The 16002-nt window shown below is 59.0% G+C and carries 12 protein-coding genes, 4 tRNA genes and 1 pseudogene; 2 read left to right on the top strand and 15 right to left on the bottom strand.

From position 1 onward, the window contains the following. Nucleotides 1-518: 518 nt before the first annotated feature. Nucleotides 519-785 (top strand): annotated as a pseudogene (locus tag ACSQ87_RS10815) (tyrosine-type recombinase/integrase); the annotation flags it as partial. A gap of 81 nt (nucleotides 786-866) precedes the next feature. Here ACSQ87_RS10815 and ACSQ87_RS10810 read toward each other — a convergent pair. After that, nucleotides 867-1271 carry a Rap1a/Tai family immunity protein gene (locus tag ACSQ87_RS10810; RefSeq protein ID WP_223432089.1) on the bottom strand — a complete coding sequence of 135 codons (405 nt, stop codon included), beginning with the start codon at nucleotides 1269-1271 and terminating at the stop codon, nucleotides 867-869. 952 nt (nucleotides 1272-2223) lie between these two features. Then, nucleotides 2224-2300 (bottom strand) — tRNA-Val (locus ACSQ87_RS10805). A 183-nt stretch (nucleotides 2301-2483) separates the two neighbouring features. Here ACSQ87_RS10805 and ACSQ87_RS10800 point away from each other — a divergent pair. After that, nucleotides 2484-3767: an NAD(P)/FAD-dependent oxidoreductase gene (locus ACSQ87_RS10800; RefSeq protein WP_223432088.1), complete on the top strand. Its 1284-nt coding sequence runs from the start codon at nucleotides 2484-2486 to the stop codon at nucleotides 3765-3767. Between the two features lie 100 nt (nucleotides 3768-3867). Here ACSQ87_RS10800 and ACSQ87_RS10795 read toward each other — a convergent pair whose 3' ends face one another. The 13 genes from ACSQ87_RS10795 to accD all read right to left on the bottom strand — a co-directional run bounded on the left by ACSQ87_RS10795 (nucleotide 3868) and on the right by accD (nucleotide 15860). Further along, nucleotides 3868-6291 (bottom strand): TonB-dependent receptor, encoded by a 2424-nt coding sequence (locus ACSQ87_RS10795; RefSeq protein WP_223432087.1) that lies wholly within the window; start codon nucleotides 6289-6291, stop codon nucleotides 3868-3870. A gap of 67 nt (nucleotides 6292-6358) precedes the next feature. After that, the gene (locus ACSQ87_RS10790; protein ID WP_223432086.1) at nucleotides 6359-7309 is read right to left on the bottom strand and encodes a FecR domain-containing protein; all 951 of its coding nucleotides are present in this window, start codon (nucleotides 7307-7309) and stop codon (nucleotides 6359-6361) included. Next, entirely contained in the window at nucleotides 7306-7815 is a 510-nt protein-coding gene (locus tag ACSQ87_RS10785) for a sigma-70 family RNA polymerase sigma factor (protein ID WP_436273596.1), read from the bottom strand. Before ACSQ87_RS10785 ends, ACSQ87_RS10790 begins: the two co-directional genes overlap by 4 nt. 379 nt (nucleotides 7816-8194) lie before the next feature. Continuing rightward, nucleotides 8195-8271 (bottom strand) — tRNA-Asp (locus ACSQ87_RS10780). A 93-nt stretch (nucleotides 8272-8364) separates the two neighbouring features. Further along, nucleotides 8365-8441: transfer RNA gene (locus tag ACSQ87_RS10775), tRNA-Asp, on the bottom strand. Nucleotides 8442-8496: 55 nt separating this feature from the next. Further along, nucleotides 8497-8572: transfer RNA gene (locus tag ACSQ87_RS10770), tRNA-Val, on the bottom strand. Nucleotides 8573-8731: 159 nt separating this feature from the next. Next, nucleotides 8732-9508, bottom strand: coding sequence for an SDR family oxidoreductase (locus tag ACSQ87_RS10765; protein WP_223432084.1), 777 nt, complete (start codon nucleotides 9506-9508; stop codon nucleotides 8732-8734). After that, nucleotides 9505-10716, bottom strand: coding sequence for an O-succinylhomoserine sulfhydrylase (locus ACSQ87_RS10760; protein WP_223432083.1), 1212 nt, complete (start codon nucleotides 10714-10716; stop codon nucleotides 9505-9507). Before ACSQ87_RS10760 ends, ACSQ87_RS10765 begins: the two co-directional genes overlap by 4 nt. A 64-nt stretch (nucleotides 10717-10780) precedes the next feature. After that, the gene (purF, locus tag ACSQ87_RS10755) at nucleotides 10781-12286 is read right to left on the bottom strand and encodes an amidophosphoribosyltransferase (protein ID WP_007905939.1); all 1506 of its coding nucleotides are present in this window, start codon (nucleotides 12284-12286) and stop codon (nucleotides 10781-10783) included. A 41-nt stretch (nucleotides 12287-12327) separates the two neighbouring features. Continuing rightward, nucleotides 12328-12888: a CvpA family protein gene (locus tag ACSQ87_RS10750; protein WP_074875247.1), complete on the bottom strand. Its 561-nt coding sequence runs from the start codon at nucleotides 12886-12888 to the stop codon at nucleotides 12328-12330. Between the two features lie 98 nt (nucleotides 12889-12986). Beyond that, on the bottom strand, nucleotides 12987-13652 hold the full coding sequence (locus ACSQ87_RS10745; protein ID WP_223432082.1) for an SPOR domain-containing protein: 666 nt from the start codon (nucleotides 13650-13652) through the stop codon (nucleotides 12987-12989). Then, nucleotides 13636-14943 (bottom strand): bifunctional tetrahydrofolate synthase/dihydrofolate synthase, encoded by a 1308-nt coding sequence (gene folC / locus ACSQ87_RS10740; protein WP_223432081.1) that lies wholly within the window; start codon nucleotides 14941-14943, stop codon nucleotides 13636-13638. Before folC ends, ACSQ87_RS10745 begins: the two co-directional genes overlap by 17 nt. After that, the gene (gene accD, locus ACSQ87_RS10735; RefSeq protein ID WP_027921583.1) at nucleotides 14940-15860 is read right to left on the bottom strand and encodes an acetyl-CoA carboxylase, carboxyltransferase subunit beta; all 921 of its coding nucleotides are present in this window, start codon (nucleotides 15858-15860) and stop codon (nucleotides 14940-14942) included. Before accD ends, folC begins: the two co-directional genes overlap by 4 nt. Nucleotides 15861-16002 lie beyond the last annotated feature (142 nt).

The following is a 16002-nucleotide window of genomic DNA, read 5'->3' as shown; positions in this document are numbered from 1 at the left end:
TGCACAATGCAGCCAGCCAAAAGGATTTGGCCCCATCTACAGAGAGCCCGGCCAAGTGCCGGGTTTTTTCGTTCCATCGACATCCTTTTCACGAAGCACTCACAGAACGCAGCGCAGATTGAGCAGACAAAAGGATTTGACCCCATACAGAGAGCCCGCCATGCGCGGGCTTTTTGTTGTCAGCCATTCCAGCTGCAAAGCTCCCCACTCCCTCGAATGGAGTCGAAGCTATGCCCTCCGCGCTGACTGCGCCTTTTTCCGATACTTCCATCCATAGATGCCGCGGCGGTGGTCGCTTGCCCAAAAATTCCAAACGTTTGCCCAAACACCAGGCAACAAAAAAGGGCTCACCTTTCGGCGAGCCCTTCTAGACCGCCCAGCAGAGCAGATTTTGTTTGGTAGGCGCGATTGGACTCGAACCAACGACCCCCACCATGTCAATGTCTGCTTGCGCATGCTGCAAGCCCTGCTGCTCTTGGTTTTCACAGAACGCCCTTTCACATCATGAGGCGTCAACAATGGCCAACATTCGCTCACTTCCGTCCGGTAACTGGAACGCTCAGGTACGGGTAAAAGGTAAATCTCCCCAGTCGAAAACCTTCAGCACCAAGGTCGAAGCAGAGTCATGGGCAAACCAGATAGAAGCCGTGACAATGGATCGCAAGCATCACACCATTTTTACGTTGGGCATGACGTACTGCGAAACGATGCTCAAGGGAAAAGGCAGCTACGACCACGCACTGAAAATCGTCGAGCATCTGGGCAGGCACTTCACTCAGCTTATTTTTCCAGCCTGAATCTGGATCGCTTCAAGAGTTGCACCCCGTTTCGCGGCGGGCCATGGGTTCTGTGGAAAACAGTCTTGGTTATCCCTTGCAGGGAAAGGCGTCTTTGAATGCCAATATCACCACGGTGGTTTGATCCTCATTCAACCGCGCAGGGTTCCTGTCTAGATAGTTGATGGCGATCAGCGCTCCTTGCCCGTTGGTCAGGCCGCTTTCAGGCCAGCACACTTGAGTGCCACGAGCAGACATTCCTGTTTGCAGAATTGCGATTGTTTTCTTCACTCCTTCGATTAGTCCTAAGCAAAGTCCCACACTCAGCATGTCGGTGCCCGATGGGATTGTGTTTCGACCACTGGCCTTAATCGATTCTTTGCAGTTTTGGTATAGCTCATGCCCTGTACCTGGTTGTGGTGCGGCTAGTGCTAGCGGAGTCATACCACTAGTTGTCATCGCCCCAATCAGTGCCACCGCCATCCATACCTTCATGCTGAATTCCTTCTGAGTGAGTCGGGCATGTTACCGGGTGCAATGATTGGCTGCCATCTGGTCACACCGTTGACCTGGAGCTAGGTCTTGTCCTTCGGCGTGTAGTCCCCATAGGCGTACCCCAACTGGGTCGATCCTTGTTCCCGCTCCCGGCTGTACATGTCACTCATCATCCACTTCAGCCGCTCGTGTTCAATCTTCAACCAACACGCTATTGCCGCCGGACTTGAGGAAGTCGCTTTGTGGATCGAAGCACGCGGCTCCGAGGATACGCACGAGAATAAGGTACTCAAGCGCCTTTCGATATCCAACACCTGCGACTTCTCCCAGACCGAAAGCCTCTGCTTTGCTCGCTTGCGTGAATATCTGTACAAACTGGGGAGATATCTTCGCGACTTCATCCGGGATGGAAGGTGCTACCGGACTAGCAGGGAATGTCGAACGCAAATAAAACCGATCTGAATAGCTCCCCCCTGCATCAGAGCCCTTTCAAATATAGCAATGAACATCCGTGAGCACTTGTGCCTAGGGCATCTGAAGGCTGCGTCAATGACTCTGGTTTCAACAGAAAATATTGACGCTATAAAACCCGGAGTTATCGCATGATGGCAGCACGGGCACTCATCTGGATGCTGATCAACGCCGTAAACACTTGTATCAACCTTCAACATCTGCATGCTCACACCTTCCCTGCCCCATCAATAAATTGATTGCTCACCAAGCTTGATCAGCACCGGTAGCTGGAGCTTACCGACCACATCACTCCGAAGTCATTCCAATCGATCCGGGACACGAGAAAGCATCTACTACATACGGAGACTTACTGCGTTCACATTGCCCAGTGTGAACGAAGCCTATATTTTGTGAACGTTCTGCATGAAATCCAAGACAACAAAAAAGGGCCCACCTTTCGGTGAGCCCTTCTAGACCGCCCAGCAGAGCGGATTTTGTTTGGTAGGCGCGATTGGACTCGAACCAACGACCCCCACCATGTCAAGGTGGTGCTCTAACCAACTGAGCTACGTGCCTGCTGTGAGGCGGCATTCTACGGAATTCCGGAGGGGTGTCAACACCTTTTTTCGAGCTAACCCTATGAATATGCAAAATATTTAATTTTGCCGCCGCAAGGAAGATTTTGCGGTGGCTGGCGGTCGATTTTTATCTCGGGTAGGATCGACGCACTCGTAAAATATATTAAACAGAGGCTGCAGGATGGCGAACACCCCCTACCCGGAATCCTATTACGCCGCATCGGCCAATGCGGTTCCGCCGCGCCCGGCCTTGCAGGATGACGTGGAGACCGATGTCTGTGTGATCGGTGCCGGTTACACCGGTCTGTCCTCTGCCCTGTTTCTGCTGGAAAACGGTTTCCGGGTCACGGTGCTTGAAGCGGCGAAGGTAGGTTTTGGTGCGTCGGGGCGTAACGGTGGCCAGATCGTTAACAGTTATAGCCGCGACATCGATGTGATCGAGCGCAGTGTCGGGCCCAAGCAGGCTCAGTTGCTGGGGCAGATGGCGTTCGAAGGTGGGCGGATCATTCGTGAGCGGGTTGCCAAATATAATATCCAGTGCGACTTGAAGGACGGTGGCGTATTCGCCGCCATTACCGCCAAGCAGATGGACCATCTGGAATCCCAGAAGCGTCTGTGGGAACGCTTCGGTCACACGCAGCTTGAACTGATGGATCAGCGTCGCATCCGTGAAGTGGTCGCGTGCGATCAGTACATCGGCGGCATGCTCGACATGAGCGGCGGGCACATTCATCCGCTGAACCTGGTGTTGGGCGAAGCGGCAGCTGTCGAGTCGTTGGGCGGTACCATTTATGAGCAATCGCCGGCGGTGCGCATCGAACGCGGCGAAAATCCGGTGGTGCATACGCCTCAAGGCAAGGTCAGAGCCAAGTTCATCATCGTGGCGGGCAATGCGTATCTCGGTAATCTGGTGCCGGAACTGGCCGCCAAATCGATGCCCTGCGGGACTCAGGTGATCACCACTGAACCTCTGGGTGACGCGTTGGCCAAGAGCCTGTTGCCGCAGGATTACTGCGTCGAGGACTGCAATTACCTGCTCGACTACTACCGTTTGACCGGCGACAAGCGCCTGGTCTTCGGCGGTGGCGTGGTGTACGGCGCGCGAGATCCGGCGAACATCGAGGCAATTATTCGGCCGAAGATGCTCAAGGCTTTCCCGCAACTCAAGGACGTTAAAATCGATTACGCCTGGACCGGCAATTTCTTGCTGACCTTGTCGCGACTTCCTCAGGTCGGACGCCTGGGCGACAACATCTACTATTCTCAGGGTTGCAGCGGCCATGGCGTGACGTATACGCACCTGGCGGGCAAGGTGTTGGCTGAAGCATTGCGTGGCCAGGCCGAGCGTTTCGACGCGTTTGCCGACCTGCCCCACTACCCGTTCCCCGGTGGACAACTGCTGCGGACACCGTTCGCTGCGCTAGGCGCCTGGTATTACGGATTGCGAGACAAATTCGGCTTCTGACCGATAGACGCAAAAAAGGGGCAACTGCACAGTTGCCCCTTTTCATTTCGGCTCGAGAAGTCAGTTCTTTCACTGATTGTGGGCGCATGACACGGGCGAATCAGAAGTCGACGGTCGCCGAAAGGAGGTAGGTGCGCGGGGTCGACAGTGTCAAGCCAGGCTCACTGTCATCCGAGGCTCCGGCCGAACTCCAGTAGCGCTTGTCCGCCACGTTCTCGACATTGGCGCGCAGGGTGATGTTCTTTTCCTCGACCTTGAACGCGTAGCGTGCGCCCACGTCGAAACGCTCCCAGGAGTCGATTTCCTTGTTGTTGGACTGGTCCAGGTACTGTGAGCTGGAATAGATGCCGCGGCTGGTCAGGGTCAGGCCCTGCACGGTCGGTACGTCCCACTCGGCGCCCAGGTTGACGTTGTATTTCGGCGTGGCCGGTGCTCGGTTGCCGTCGAAGGTGCCATTGGTGGTTTTGGTCAGCTCGCTGTCTATGTACATGACACCGCCGAGCAGACGGAAACCATCGAGCGGCTCACCGAACACACTCAGTTCCACACCGGTGTTCTCACGCTTGCCGTTCGGGCCGAAGACGCGCGTCGTGGCGTTGGTCTCGTAGGCTGGCTGCTTGATCCGGAACACAGCGGCGGTGACGGCGAACGCACCGGCGTCATACTTGGCGCCGACCTCGACCTGGCGGCTGATGAACGGCGGGAAGATCTCGTCCTCGTTCACCGAGGTCGACGGTGCGATCTTGCCCTGGCTCAGGCCTTCCATGTAGTTGGCATACAGCGACAGCTTATCGGTTGCCTTGAACAGGATGCCGCCCGACGGCGAAACCTTTTCCTCGTCGTAGGCGGTGTCGCCTCTGACGTTATCGGTCCAGTCGTCAACCTTCACGCGCTGCCAGCGGGCACCGAGGGTCAGCAGCAGCCGGTCATCGAAGAAACCCAGGGTGTCGGACAACGCCACACCGGTGGAACGGTTTTCGGTATAGACCTCCGAATCCTGTCGCGTGGGCCTGACCGGCGTTGGTGTTACCACAGGGTTATAGATGTTGCTGTTGGCCGAGGCATAACGGGCGCCGCCGTTTTCAAAGTCCATGTAGTAATAGCTGGCGGCCAGGTTGACTTCATGGCTTACCGGGCCGGTATGGAACCAGTTGCGCACACCCGCCGTGGCCGTCCGGACATTTTCGTCACGGGTGAAGTCACGCGGTTGAACGCTGAAATTGCCAGCGTTGTTGATGACCGAAACGGCATGTCGGAGGAAGTCATGGTTACTTTTGCGCGCACCCACACCGCCGTACAGCATGACGGAATCGTTGACATCGAATTCAGCGTTCACCATGCCGAACGTGTCGTTGGTACTCGCCTTGCTCCAGGGCTGCGCATAGTTGCGGCGAACATCGCTGGCATGCGGAACCTGCGCGTTAGGGCCAACCTGTACGCGCTCCTGCGGTGCGTCGGTATCGCGCTCGGTGCGCCCGATGTCAGTCGAGAGTCGCAGGCGTTCACCGCGAAAATCCAGGCCCAGGACGGCCATCTCGCGGTCGACATTCTGGTGATCCCATTCGGTGTCGCCGGACTGCTTCACGCCGTTGAAACGAAGACCGAACTTGTTGTCTTCACCGAAGCGCCGGCCGACATCCACGGCACCGCCGACCTGGCTGTCGGAAGCGTAACTGCCGGTGAATGAAGTGATGGGCTTGTCGGTCGCGCGCTTGGGCACCACGTTGATCCCGCCACCCACGCTGCCTCGCGGCGAGATGCCGTTGATGAGCTGGCTCGGGCCTTTGAGGACGTCGACGCGGTCGGCCATCTCCATGTCGATCGAATAAGTCGGCAGGACGCCGTAGAGGCCGTTGTAGGAAACATCACTGTTGAACAGGCTCAACCCGCGAATGGTGAACTGCTCATAGCGCCCACCCGCCGGGTTGGTGGCGCGAACCGAAGGATCGTTGGCGATCAGGTCGCCCAAAGTACGCGCCTGCTGGTTTTTGACCACCTCACTGGTGTAGGTGGTCATGCTGAACGGCGTTTCCATAAAGTCTTTCGAGCCCAGCAAGCCTTGCGACCCGAGACGCGCGACCTGGCCGCCGACATACGGATCGCCGTGCTCCGAGTCAGTGGCACCGACAATCGAGGTGGCACCCAGTTGCAGGCTGCCGCCTTCTGGCGCCGGGGTCAGGATGTACGCCTCTTCGCCTACCGGCTGCAGTTGCAGACCGGAACCCTGCAACAGTCGGGCAAAGCCCTCCTCGACCGCGTATTCGCCGGAAAGTCCAGGGCTGGTGCGACTGCCCACCAGTGCCGGGTCCACTGACAGATTGACCCCGGCCAGCCCGGCGAAACGGGTCAGCGCTGCGCCGAGGCTTCCTGCCGGCACCTGGTAACTGCGTCGAGGCGCGTCTTCGGCCCAACCGGCAGTGATGAATAATGGACAGGCACTCAGACTCAACAACAGACTCAAGTGCAACAACGGGCGCAGCCTGGAAGAACCCAGACGCGTACTGCAGGGCATCACTACGGGCATTGAGAATCTCTCTGATTTCGTTTCGCTTGCCTTGAATGACAAGCGACGCGAAAAAAGGGGACAGGTCTCAGACACTATTTTTGCGCGGCAGCAACGTAACCCAGTAGCGGGTTCGCCTATGCACCTCCAGCGGCAAGCTGGCCGCCAGCAACGTCAGGATGCGATCGGTGTCTTCCAGACGGAAGCTGCCGGTGACGCGCAGGGATTCGAGTTCCGGTTCCCAGCGCAACAATCCCGGACGATAGGTGCTGAGTTCGCGCAGAAAATCGCCCAAGGGCTGGTTCTGTGCCATCAACACGCCGTCGCGCCAGCCTGGAGCAAGCACATCGAAAGGTTCGACGCGTCCGGCACCCATCGCCTGAAGACTGACTTGCTGGCCTGCGCGCAATGAAAAGACCGGCCCGCGCAAAGGCTGCAACTGCACCGCGCCTTTAAGCACTGACACCTTGCACCCCGTCTGCCCCTGACGAACGCACACTTCGCTCTGACTGACGACTACTTGTCCGAAGTGTGTCTGGATCGTCAGTGGCGATGTGCCAGGCACATTCAGCGCTATTTCGCCTTCCACGAGTGTCAGTCGCCGATTCTTCAGGTCGATATCGACGGCACTCGCAGTATTCAATTGCAGCGAGCTGCCATCGGCCAACTGGACTTTTTTATCCTCCCCTGTCGCGGTTCGAAGGTCAGCACGCCAGACGTCCAGAGGTAGCTGCCGACTGATCAGCCAGGCGGTTGGCACCAGTGCCACCGCTCCGACGGCGCGCTTGAGCACCGTGCGCCGGCTCGTCTGCGGCCGATCCAGGCTGGCCATGGCCAGTGCCGACGGCAGGTCGGCAAAGCGTTGGCGCAAGAGTTGGGATTTCTGCCAGGCCAGTTCGTGACTGGGATGGCTGTCACGCCAGTGCTGCAGATTGGCACGATCGCGCTCATTGGCGGCGCCTGACTCCATGAGTGCCAGCCATTGAGCGGCAGCCCGCACAACTTGCCGGGCTTGCGCCGAAGGGGCCGAACCGATCACATTTCCACCAGCAGACAATGTTCATAGGCCTGCGCCATGTAGCGCTTGATCGTCCGCTCCGAGACTTGCAGGCGTTCGGCGATCTCGTGATAACCCAGGCCTTCCAGCTGACTCCAGAGAAACGCCCGTCGCACCATGATCGGCAATCCATCGAGCAATTCGTCCAGGGCTTGTAGGGTTTCCAGCAGCAACCAGCGTTGCTCGGGAGACGGTATGCAATCCTCAGGCAGCAGCGCCAGCGCACTGAGGTAGGCCTGCTCCAGGCTGCGGCGCTTATAGAAATTGGTGAGCAGTCGCTTGCCGACTGTCGCCAGATAAGCGCGGGGTTCTTGCAGGTCAGCGATGTGCTGGGAGCTGGCGAGTAAACGCACGAACGTATCCTGGCTCAGGTCCGCCGCATCATGGCCATTGCTCATGCGCCGCCTCAACCAGCTTTCGAGCCAGCCACGATGGTCGCGGTACAGATCGTGGAAGGTTTGCGCCGCCGGCATCGCTGCATCACTCATCTAAAGGAACCCTGCGCGAAAAATATTTTAAATGCGACTCATTCTAATTAGTGTTGATACTTCAAACCAAGCGCTTTATGCGTTCTGCCCCCAGGAAAAATTTGAATACGCGAATGAAAGACAGGTGTTTCTGCCACGCAGCCACCGGTTGATCAGGGCTGAGCGTTAGTGAGGGAAATCGTCGAGAAGAGGAAGAATTCGATGCCCGGCCGCATTTGGCCGGCAGACGCGAGTACCCGTGGTTACGGGTCAAACATGAAAAGCCAAATCGCAGACACAAAAAACCCCGGTCTTTCGACCAGGGTCTTTGCTATCGACTCGAAGCAGCCAACGGCTTTCTTCGTAGCTCCAAGGCGTTCAGCGGGCCTTGAGGCAGATATGGCGCAGCGGACGGGACTCGAACCCGCGACCCCCGGCGTGACAGGCCGGTATTCTAACCGACTGAACTACCGCTGCGTATCGCTTTGGACTTGCGCCCAAGTAACTCGTCTGACTGAAAGCTTCGAGGCTTTCAATCTCGAACCAGAATAAACTCTGACTCGGAAAATATGGCGCAGCGGACGGGACTCGAACCCGCGACCCCCGGCGTGACAGGCCGGTATTCTAACCGACTGAACTACCGCTGCGCGTCGGTGGAGGCTTTTAAAAGCTTCCATCTTGCTTTCGCAAGACTCTCGGAAGTGGTGGGTGATGACGGGATCGAACCGCCGACATTCTGCTTGTAAGGCAGACGCTCTCCCAGCTGAGCTAATCACCCGTTTGCATCTCCGAGGCCGCGAAATTTACGCAGGTACCGAAGCTAAGTCAATACCCCGCTTGAAGTTTTTCTGAAAAAGACAAAATCATGTCATTTCCCGCAGCACTGCCCACGGCCGCCTGCAACCTCAAGCCGCCGCTGTCGCGGCCCCTGCTCGAATTACTCGCTGTAAATCATCTTCTTGGTCATGCCGCCATCGACCACGAACTCCTGGCCCGTGACAAAACCGGCGTTCTTCGACAACAGCCAGGCGACCATCGCCGCCACATCCTCGACCGTCCCTACCCTGCCCGCCGGATGCTGGGCATGATCGGCATCGGTCAGCGGTTCGGCACGACGTGCGGAGGGATCCCGCGCATCGATCCAACCCGGGCTGACCGCATTGACGCGGATTTCCGGCCCGAGGCTGATCGCCAAGGCATGAGTCAGGGCCAACAGGCCGCCCTTGCTCGCCGCATAAGCCTCGGTGTCGGGCTCCGACTGCCCGGCGCGGGTCGAGGCCAGGTTGACGATTGCACCGCTGTGAGCGCGCAGGTACGGCGCACAGTGCTTGGCCAACAGCATCGGCCCACTGAGATTCACTGCCAGCACCCGATTCCAGTACGCCAGATCGAGGCTTTCAAGGGTGATGTTGTGCGGATCGGCAACCGCCGCGTTACACACCAGCGCATCCAGACGCCCGAACTGCCCCAGCACCTCGGCGACGCCCAACGCCACCTGCCCTTCGTTGGAGACGTCCATGGCGATGAACCAGGCGTTGTCGCCGAGCACCTTCGCCACTTTCGAACCGCGCCCCCGATCAAGATCAGTCAGCACCACCTGCCAGCCTTCGCTGATCAGCCAGGCCGAGATCCCCAGACCAATGCCCCGCGCAGCACCCGTGACCAGTGCAACGCGGCCATTGGTGCCAGTGCCTGGCGTGGACAACTCGATCACAAGGCAGCCAACCCGCGCGCCAGATCGGCTTGCAGGTCTGCCACGTCTTCCAGACCGACCGCGATGCGGATCAGGCTGTCACGAATGCCCGCTGCTTCACGCTCTTGTGGCGCCAGACGGCCGTGAGAGGTGGTGCTTGGGTGCGTAATGGTGGTTTTGCTGTCACCGAGATTGGCGGTGATGGAAATCAGACGGGTCGCATCGATAAAGCGCCAGGCGCCCTCTTTACCGCCCTTGACCTCGAAACTCACGACCGCTCCAAAGCCTTTCTGCTGACGCAGGGCCAACTCGTGCTGCGGATGGCTTTTGAGACCGGCGTAATGGACTTTCTCGATGCCTTCCTGCTGCTCCAGCCATTCGGCCAGTTGCTGGGCATTGGCGCAGTGCGCCTTCATGCGCAGGCTCAGGGTTTCCAGGCCCTTGAGGAAGATCCAGGCGTTGAACGGGCTCAGGGTCGGCCCGGCAGTACGCAGGAAACCGACGACTTCTTTCATCTGTTCGCTGCGACCGGCCACCACACCGCCCATGCAACGGCCCTGGCCGTCGATGAACTTGGTCGCCGAGTGCACGACGATGTCCGCGCCCATCTTCAGCGGCTGCTGCAACGCTGGGGTGCAGAAGCAGTTGTCGACCACCAGAATCGCGCCTTTGGCGTGAGCGATTTTCGACAACTCGGCGATGTCCACCAGCTCCGCCAGCGGGTTGGATGGCGATTCGACGAAGAGCAGTTTGGTATTGGCCTTGATCGCCGCATCCCAACCGGACAAGTCCGCCAGGGGCACATAATCGACTTCGATGCCGAAGCGCTTGAAGTACTTCTCGAACAGGCTGATGGTCGAACCGAACACGCTGCGCGACACCAGTACGTGATCGCCGGCGCTGCACAAGCTCATCACCACCGCCATGATCGCGGCCATGCCGGTCGCCGTGGCCACGGCTTGCTCGGCACTTTCCAGCGCAGCAATGCGCTCTTCGAACGCGCGCACGGTCGGGTTGGTGTAGCGCGAGTAAACGTTGCCCGGCACTTCTCCGGCAAAGCGTGCCGCCGCATCAGCAGCGGTACGGAATACATAGCTGGAGGTGAAGAACATCGGATCACCGTGTTCGCCTTCCGGCGTGCGGTGCTGACCGGCGCGTACGGCCAGGGTATCGAACGCTACGCCTTCGAGGTCGCTGTCCAGCCGACCGGCATCCCAATCCTGACTCATGCTGTCACTCCTTGCCTTGCTCTTTTAGTAGATACAAAACCGGCCCCTCAGGGCCGGTAGTTACTCAGTTGTTATACAGATCAATGATCGCACTGACTGCCTGCGTCTTGACCTTGGAGGCATCGTTACGTGCCTGCTCGATCTTGTTCAGGTAAGCCTCGTCGACGTCGCCGGTCACGTACTGGCCGTCGAACACCGCGCAATCGAACTTCTCGATCTTGATCTTGCCGCCACCGACCGCTTCGATCAAGTCAGGCAGGTCCTGGTAGATCAACCAGTCAGCGCCGATCAGATCAGCCACGTCCTGGGTCGAACGGTTGTGTGCGATCAGCTCGTGAGCGCTCGGCATGTCGATGCCGTAGACGTTCGGGTAGCGAACGGCCGGTGCCGCAGAGCAGAAGTAGACGTTTTTGGCGCCGGCTTCGCGGGCCATCTGGATGATCTGCTTGCAGGTGGTGCCGCGAACGATGGAGTCGTCCACCAGCATCACGTTTTTGCCGCGGAATTCCAGCTCGATCGCGTTGAGCTTCTGGCGTACGGATTTTTTCCGTGCAGCCTGGCCCGGCATGATGAAGGTACGGCCGATGTAGCGGTTCTTCACGAAGCCTTCGCGGAACTTGACGCCCAAGTGGTTCGCCAACTCCAGGGCCGCGGTGCGGCTGGTATCCGGAATCGGGATGACCACGTCGATGTCGTGATCCGGACGCTCGCGCAGAATCTTCTCGGCGAGTTTCTCGCCCATGCGCAGACGAGCCTTATAGACCGAAACGCCGTCGATGATCGAGTCCGGACGCGCCAGGTACACGTGTTCGAAGATGCACGGGGTCAGGGACGGGTTGGTCGCGCACTGACGGGTGTGCAGCTTGCCGTCTTCAGTGATGTAGACCGCTTCGCCCGGTGCCAGATCGCGGATCAGGGTGAAACCGAGCACGTCCAGAGAGACGCTTTCGGAAGCGATCATGTACTCGACGCCTTCGTCGGTGTGACGCTGACCGAAGACAATCGGGCGGATGCCGTGCGGATCACGGAAACCGACGATGCCGTAACCGGTCACCATCGCCACGACCGCGTAACCACCGACGCAACGGTTGTGCACGTCAGTAACAGCGGCGAACACGTCTTCTTCGGTTGGCTGCAACTTGCCGCGCTGGGCCAGTTCGTGCGCGAACACGTTGAGCAGCACTTCCGAATCGGAGTTGGTGTTGACGTGGCGCAGGTCAGATTCGTAAATCTCCTTGGCCAGCTGTTCAACGTTGGTCAGGTTACCGTTATGCGCCAGGGTGATGCCGTAAGGCGAGTTGACGTAAAACGGTTGGGCTTCGGCCGAAGTCGAACTGCCCGCGGTCGGGTAACGCACATGGCCAATACCCATGTGGCCGACCAGGCGCTGCATGTGACGTTGATGAAACACGTCACGTACCAGGCCATTGTCCTTGCGCAGGAATAACCGGCCATCATGGCTGGTCACGATACCGGCAGCGTCCTGGCCGCGGTGCTGGAGGACGGTTAGCGCGTCATACAGCGCCTGATTGACGTTCGACTTACCGACGATACCGACGATGCCACACATGCGACGCAACCCCTACTTAATGGATCTGAACTGAACACAACTCACTGAGGCGTTTTGGCCATCGGCAAGAGGTGCTCCTTGAACGGTATCTCAGCGGGTACGCTGATACCGCTGGCAAGCCACTGACTGCTCCACCCGAGAATCAGGTTTTTGGACCAGTCTGCAACCAATAGAAATTTTGGCACGAGCTGTGACTCTTGCCACCACCCGTCCTGCTGTACCGGCCCCAGGCTCAACAGCCCGACCGCCACGACCACCAGCAACACGCCACGCGCGGCGCCGAAGGCCATGCCGAGGAATCGATCGGTCCCGGACAGCCCGGTGACGCGAACCAATTCGCCGATAAGATAATTGATCATCGCGCCTACGATTAACGTGGCGACAAACATGATGGCACAGCCCGTGATCACACGGGCCGACGGCGTTTGGATGTATCCGGCGAGGTACTCGGACAATGAACCACCGAACATCCAGGCGACGACTCCTGCGATGATCCAGGTCACCAGCGACAGTGCTTCTTTGACGAAGCCGCGGCTCAGACTGATCAATGCGGAGATGGCGACGATTGCAACGATCGCCCAATCAACCCAGGTAAATGGCACAGTGCAGCCTACAGACGGATAAGGCGGCGCATTTTAGCAGAGCGCATGGCTATCGGTAAGCTGCGATTGTCAGTGCATTTCAAATCGGGGCGATAGTTTTAACCACGCTCAGGCTGGAAACGCACCACAAAACCCTTGAGGTTCTGCTGGCGGCTCAACAAGTCACGCAGACGATCGGCTTCTGCCCGCTCGATCAGCGGTCCGACAAACACCCGATTCTTGCCGTCGGCAGTACGAATGTAGGCGTTGTAGCCTTGGCTACGCAGGGATTTCTGCAGGCTTTCTGCACTTGCACGGCTCGACAGACTGGCCAGTTGCACCGACCAACTGACCGACAGGCCATTGGCATCGACGCGGCTTTGAGTCGTGTCCGGCTTGCCCGGTGCGGCAGAGATTGGCTGAGATGGCGCAGCTGCAGGCTTGGCAGCCAACGCAGGTGCCGGAGCTGGCGCGGCCGGTTTGGCAGCGGGTGCAGGGGCCACTGGCACAGCCGGTGCAATCGGCGCCGAAGGTGCTTCTTGCTGAGCGATTTCGTCATCACTCGGCACGGGCTCCTGAGGCAGCGCTTGCGGCTCAGGCACCACCACCGGCTCGACCTGAACTTGCGGCACCGCAGGCGCTTGTGGCGCAGCCGGGGCTTCAACCGTCACTTGACGCTGTTCGTCCTGACGGGAAAACAGCATCGGCAGGAAAATCACCGCCAGCGCCACCAGAACCAGGGCGCCAACCATGCGCTGTTTGTATGCCTTATCCAGCAATGCCATTTGCCGCTTCCTCCGTGGAGCGCCGGGCCAGCCATTCGAGGGCCTCGGCGACACAATAAAATGATCCGAACAACAGAATCTCGTCGTCGCTCGTCGCCAGCGCACACTGCCCATCCAGGGCGGCGGCAACGCTGTCATAGGATGTTACCGAGGCGCCAAGGCTCTGCAATGCTGCGTGCAAATCGGCAACCGGGCGCGCTCGCGGTGAATCCAGCGGCGCAACAGCCCATTGCTGGACACTAGCATTCAATTCACCGACAACACCATTCAGATCCTTGTCCGCCAACAGTCCGAACACCGCCAGACGCTTGCCGATCGGTGGACGGCTGGCCAGGCGGCGAGCCAGATACTCGGCCGCATGGGGGTTATGCCCCACGTCCAGCAACAGGTTCAGGCGCTTGCCCTGCCAGTCAAACTGACGGCGATCGAGGCGACCGACCACCCGAGTGGCTTTCAGCGCAGCAATAATTTGTGCATCCACCCAAGGCAACCCGAGCAACAGGTAAGCCTGCAACGCCAGTGCGGCGTTTTCCATCGGCAGATCGAGCAACGGCAAATCGTGCAGCTCGACCATACGCCCTTGAGCGTCAAGACCGCGCCATTGCCAGTTGTGATCGGTGATGCCAAGGTCGAAATCGCGCCCACGCAGGAAAAACGGGCAATTGAGCTCGCGCGCTTTATCCAGCAGAGGTTGTGGAGGACTCAGGTCACCACAGAGCGCAGGCGCGCCCTGGCGGAAGATACCGGCCTTTTCGAACGCTACGGATTCACGGGTATCACCCAGATAATCCGCGTGATCGACACCGATGCTGGTGACCAGCGCCATATCGGCATCGACCACGTTGACCGTGTCCAGACGCCCACCCAAGCCGACTTCCAGCACCACTGCATCGAGACTGGCGTGTTGAAACAGCCAGAACGCCGCGAGAGTGCCCATTTCGAAATACGTAAGGGAAGTATCGCCACGGCCCGCCTCGACCGCTGCAAAGGCTTCACACAGCTCGGCGTCAGTGGCTTCGACGCCATTGACCTGCACCCGCTCGTTGTAACGCAGCAAGTGCGGAGAATTGTAGACACCGACGTTCAGGCCCTGCGCCCGCAGCAACGAAGCCACGAATGCGCAGGTAGAACCTTTGCCGTTGGTGCCGGTGACCGTGATCACCCGAGGCGCCGGCTTGCCCAGCCCCATGCGGGACGCTACCTGTTGCGAGCGCTCCAGGCCCATGTCGATGGCCGAAGGGTGCAACTGCTCAAGGTAGGCGAGCCACTCGCCAAGGGTACGTTCGATCATATGTTGGCGGGTACCGGTGGAACCACGATTGGCTCGATTGGCGCGGCGACGAATTTCGGCGTCGGCAGGCCCATCATTTGTGCCAGCAGATTGCCCAGACGCGGACGCAGTTCCTGACGGTGGATGATCATGTCGATCGCACCGTGCTCCAGCAGGAACTCGCTGCGCTGGAAACCTTCCGGCAGTTTTTCACGCACGGTTTGTTCAATGACGCGCGGGCCAGCGAAGCCGATCAGGGCTTTCGGCTCACCGACGATCACGTCGCCGAGCATCGCCAGACTGGCGGAAACACCACCGTAGACCGGGTCGGTCAGTACGGAGATGAACGGAATGCCTTCTTCACGCAGACGCGCCAGCACCGCAGAGGTCTTGGCCATTTGCATCAGGGAGATCAGGGCTTCCTGCATCCGCGCACCGCCGGAAGCGGCGAAGCAGATCATCGGGCATTTGTTTTCCAGGGCGTAGTTGGCGGCGCGAACAAAACGCTCACCAACGATGGCGCCCATCGAACCACCCATGAAGGAGAACTCGAACGCCGACACCACCACCGGCATGCCCAGCAGGGTGCCACTCATGGAAATCAGTGCGTCTTTCTCGCCGGTCTGCTTCTGGGCAGCGGTCAGGCGATCCTTGTACTTCTTGCCGTCGCGGAATTTCAGACGGTCAACCGGCTCCAGGTCCGCGCCCAGTTCGGCACGGCCTTCGGCGTCGAGGAAGATGTCGATACGGGCGCGGGCGCCGATACGCATGTGATGGTTGCACTTGGGGCAAACGTCCAGGGTCTTTTCCAGCTCCGGACGATACAGCACAGCCTCGCAAGACGGGCATTTGTGCCAAAGACCTTCAGGCACCGAGCTCTTCTTGACCTCGGAACGCATGATCGAAGGGATCAGTTTGTCTACTAACCAGTTGCTCATGCTTTCTTTCTCCAGTACCGGCGGCCCGAACGCTCTGGTTCGCAGCCCCGCGTATGCCCTTGAGCTAAATTCATGTGTGTGGCGATGATCGATGGGTTGCCGGATCAGCTAAACGTGACCTGCGTACACCCCAAAAACCCTC

The organism is Pseudomonas sp. LjRoot277, assembly GCF_964253845.1.
In the GTDB taxonomy this organism is placed as follows: domain Bacteria; phylum Pseudomonadota; class Gammaproteobacteria; order Pseudomonadales; family Pseudomonadaceae; genus Aquipseudomonas.
The sequence above is the reverse complement of the archived record's forward strand: the minus strand, read 5'-3'. Positions and strand labels throughout refer to the sequence as shown.

Excerpts from the sequence above, each read along its gene's own strand:
- ACSQ87_RS10810 (WP_223432089.1), bottom strand. The coding sequence starts at position 1,271 with ATGAAGGTATGGATGGCGGTGGCACTGATTGGGGCGATGACAACTAGT.
- ACSQ87_RS10800 (WP_223432088.1), top strand. The coding sequence starts at position 2,484 with ATGGCGAACACCCCCTACCCGGAATCCTATTACGCCGCATCGGCCAAT.
- ACSQ87_RS10795 (WP_223432087.1), bottom strand. The coding sequence starts at position 6,291 with ATGCCCGTAGTGATGCCCTGCAGTACGCGTCTGGGTTCTTCCAGGCTG.
- ACSQ87_RS10785 (WP_436273596.1), bottom strand. The coding sequence starts at position 7,815 with ATGAGTGATGCAGCGATGCCGGCGGCGCAAACCTTCCACGATCTGTAC.
- ACSQ87_RS10760 (WP_223432083.1), bottom strand. The coding sequence starts at position 10,716 with ATGAGTCAGGATTGGGATGCCGGTCGGCTGGACAGCGACCTCGAAGGC.
- purF (WP_007905939.1), bottom strand. The coding sequence starts at position 12,286 with ATGTGTGGCATCGTCGGTATCGTCGGTAAGTCGAACGTCAATCAGGCG.
- ACSQ87_RS10745 (WP_223432082.1), bottom strand. The coding sequence starts at position 13,652 with ATGGCATTGCTGGATAAGGCATACAAACAGCGCATGGTTGGCGCCCTG.
- folC (WP_223432081.1), bottom strand. The coding sequence starts at position 14,943 with ATGATCGAACGTACCCTTGGCGAGTGGCTCGCCTACCTTGAGCAGTTG.
- accD (WP_027921583.1), bottom strand. The coding sequence starts at position 15,860 with ATGAGCAACTGGTTAGTAGACAAACTGATCCCTTCGATCATGCGTTCC.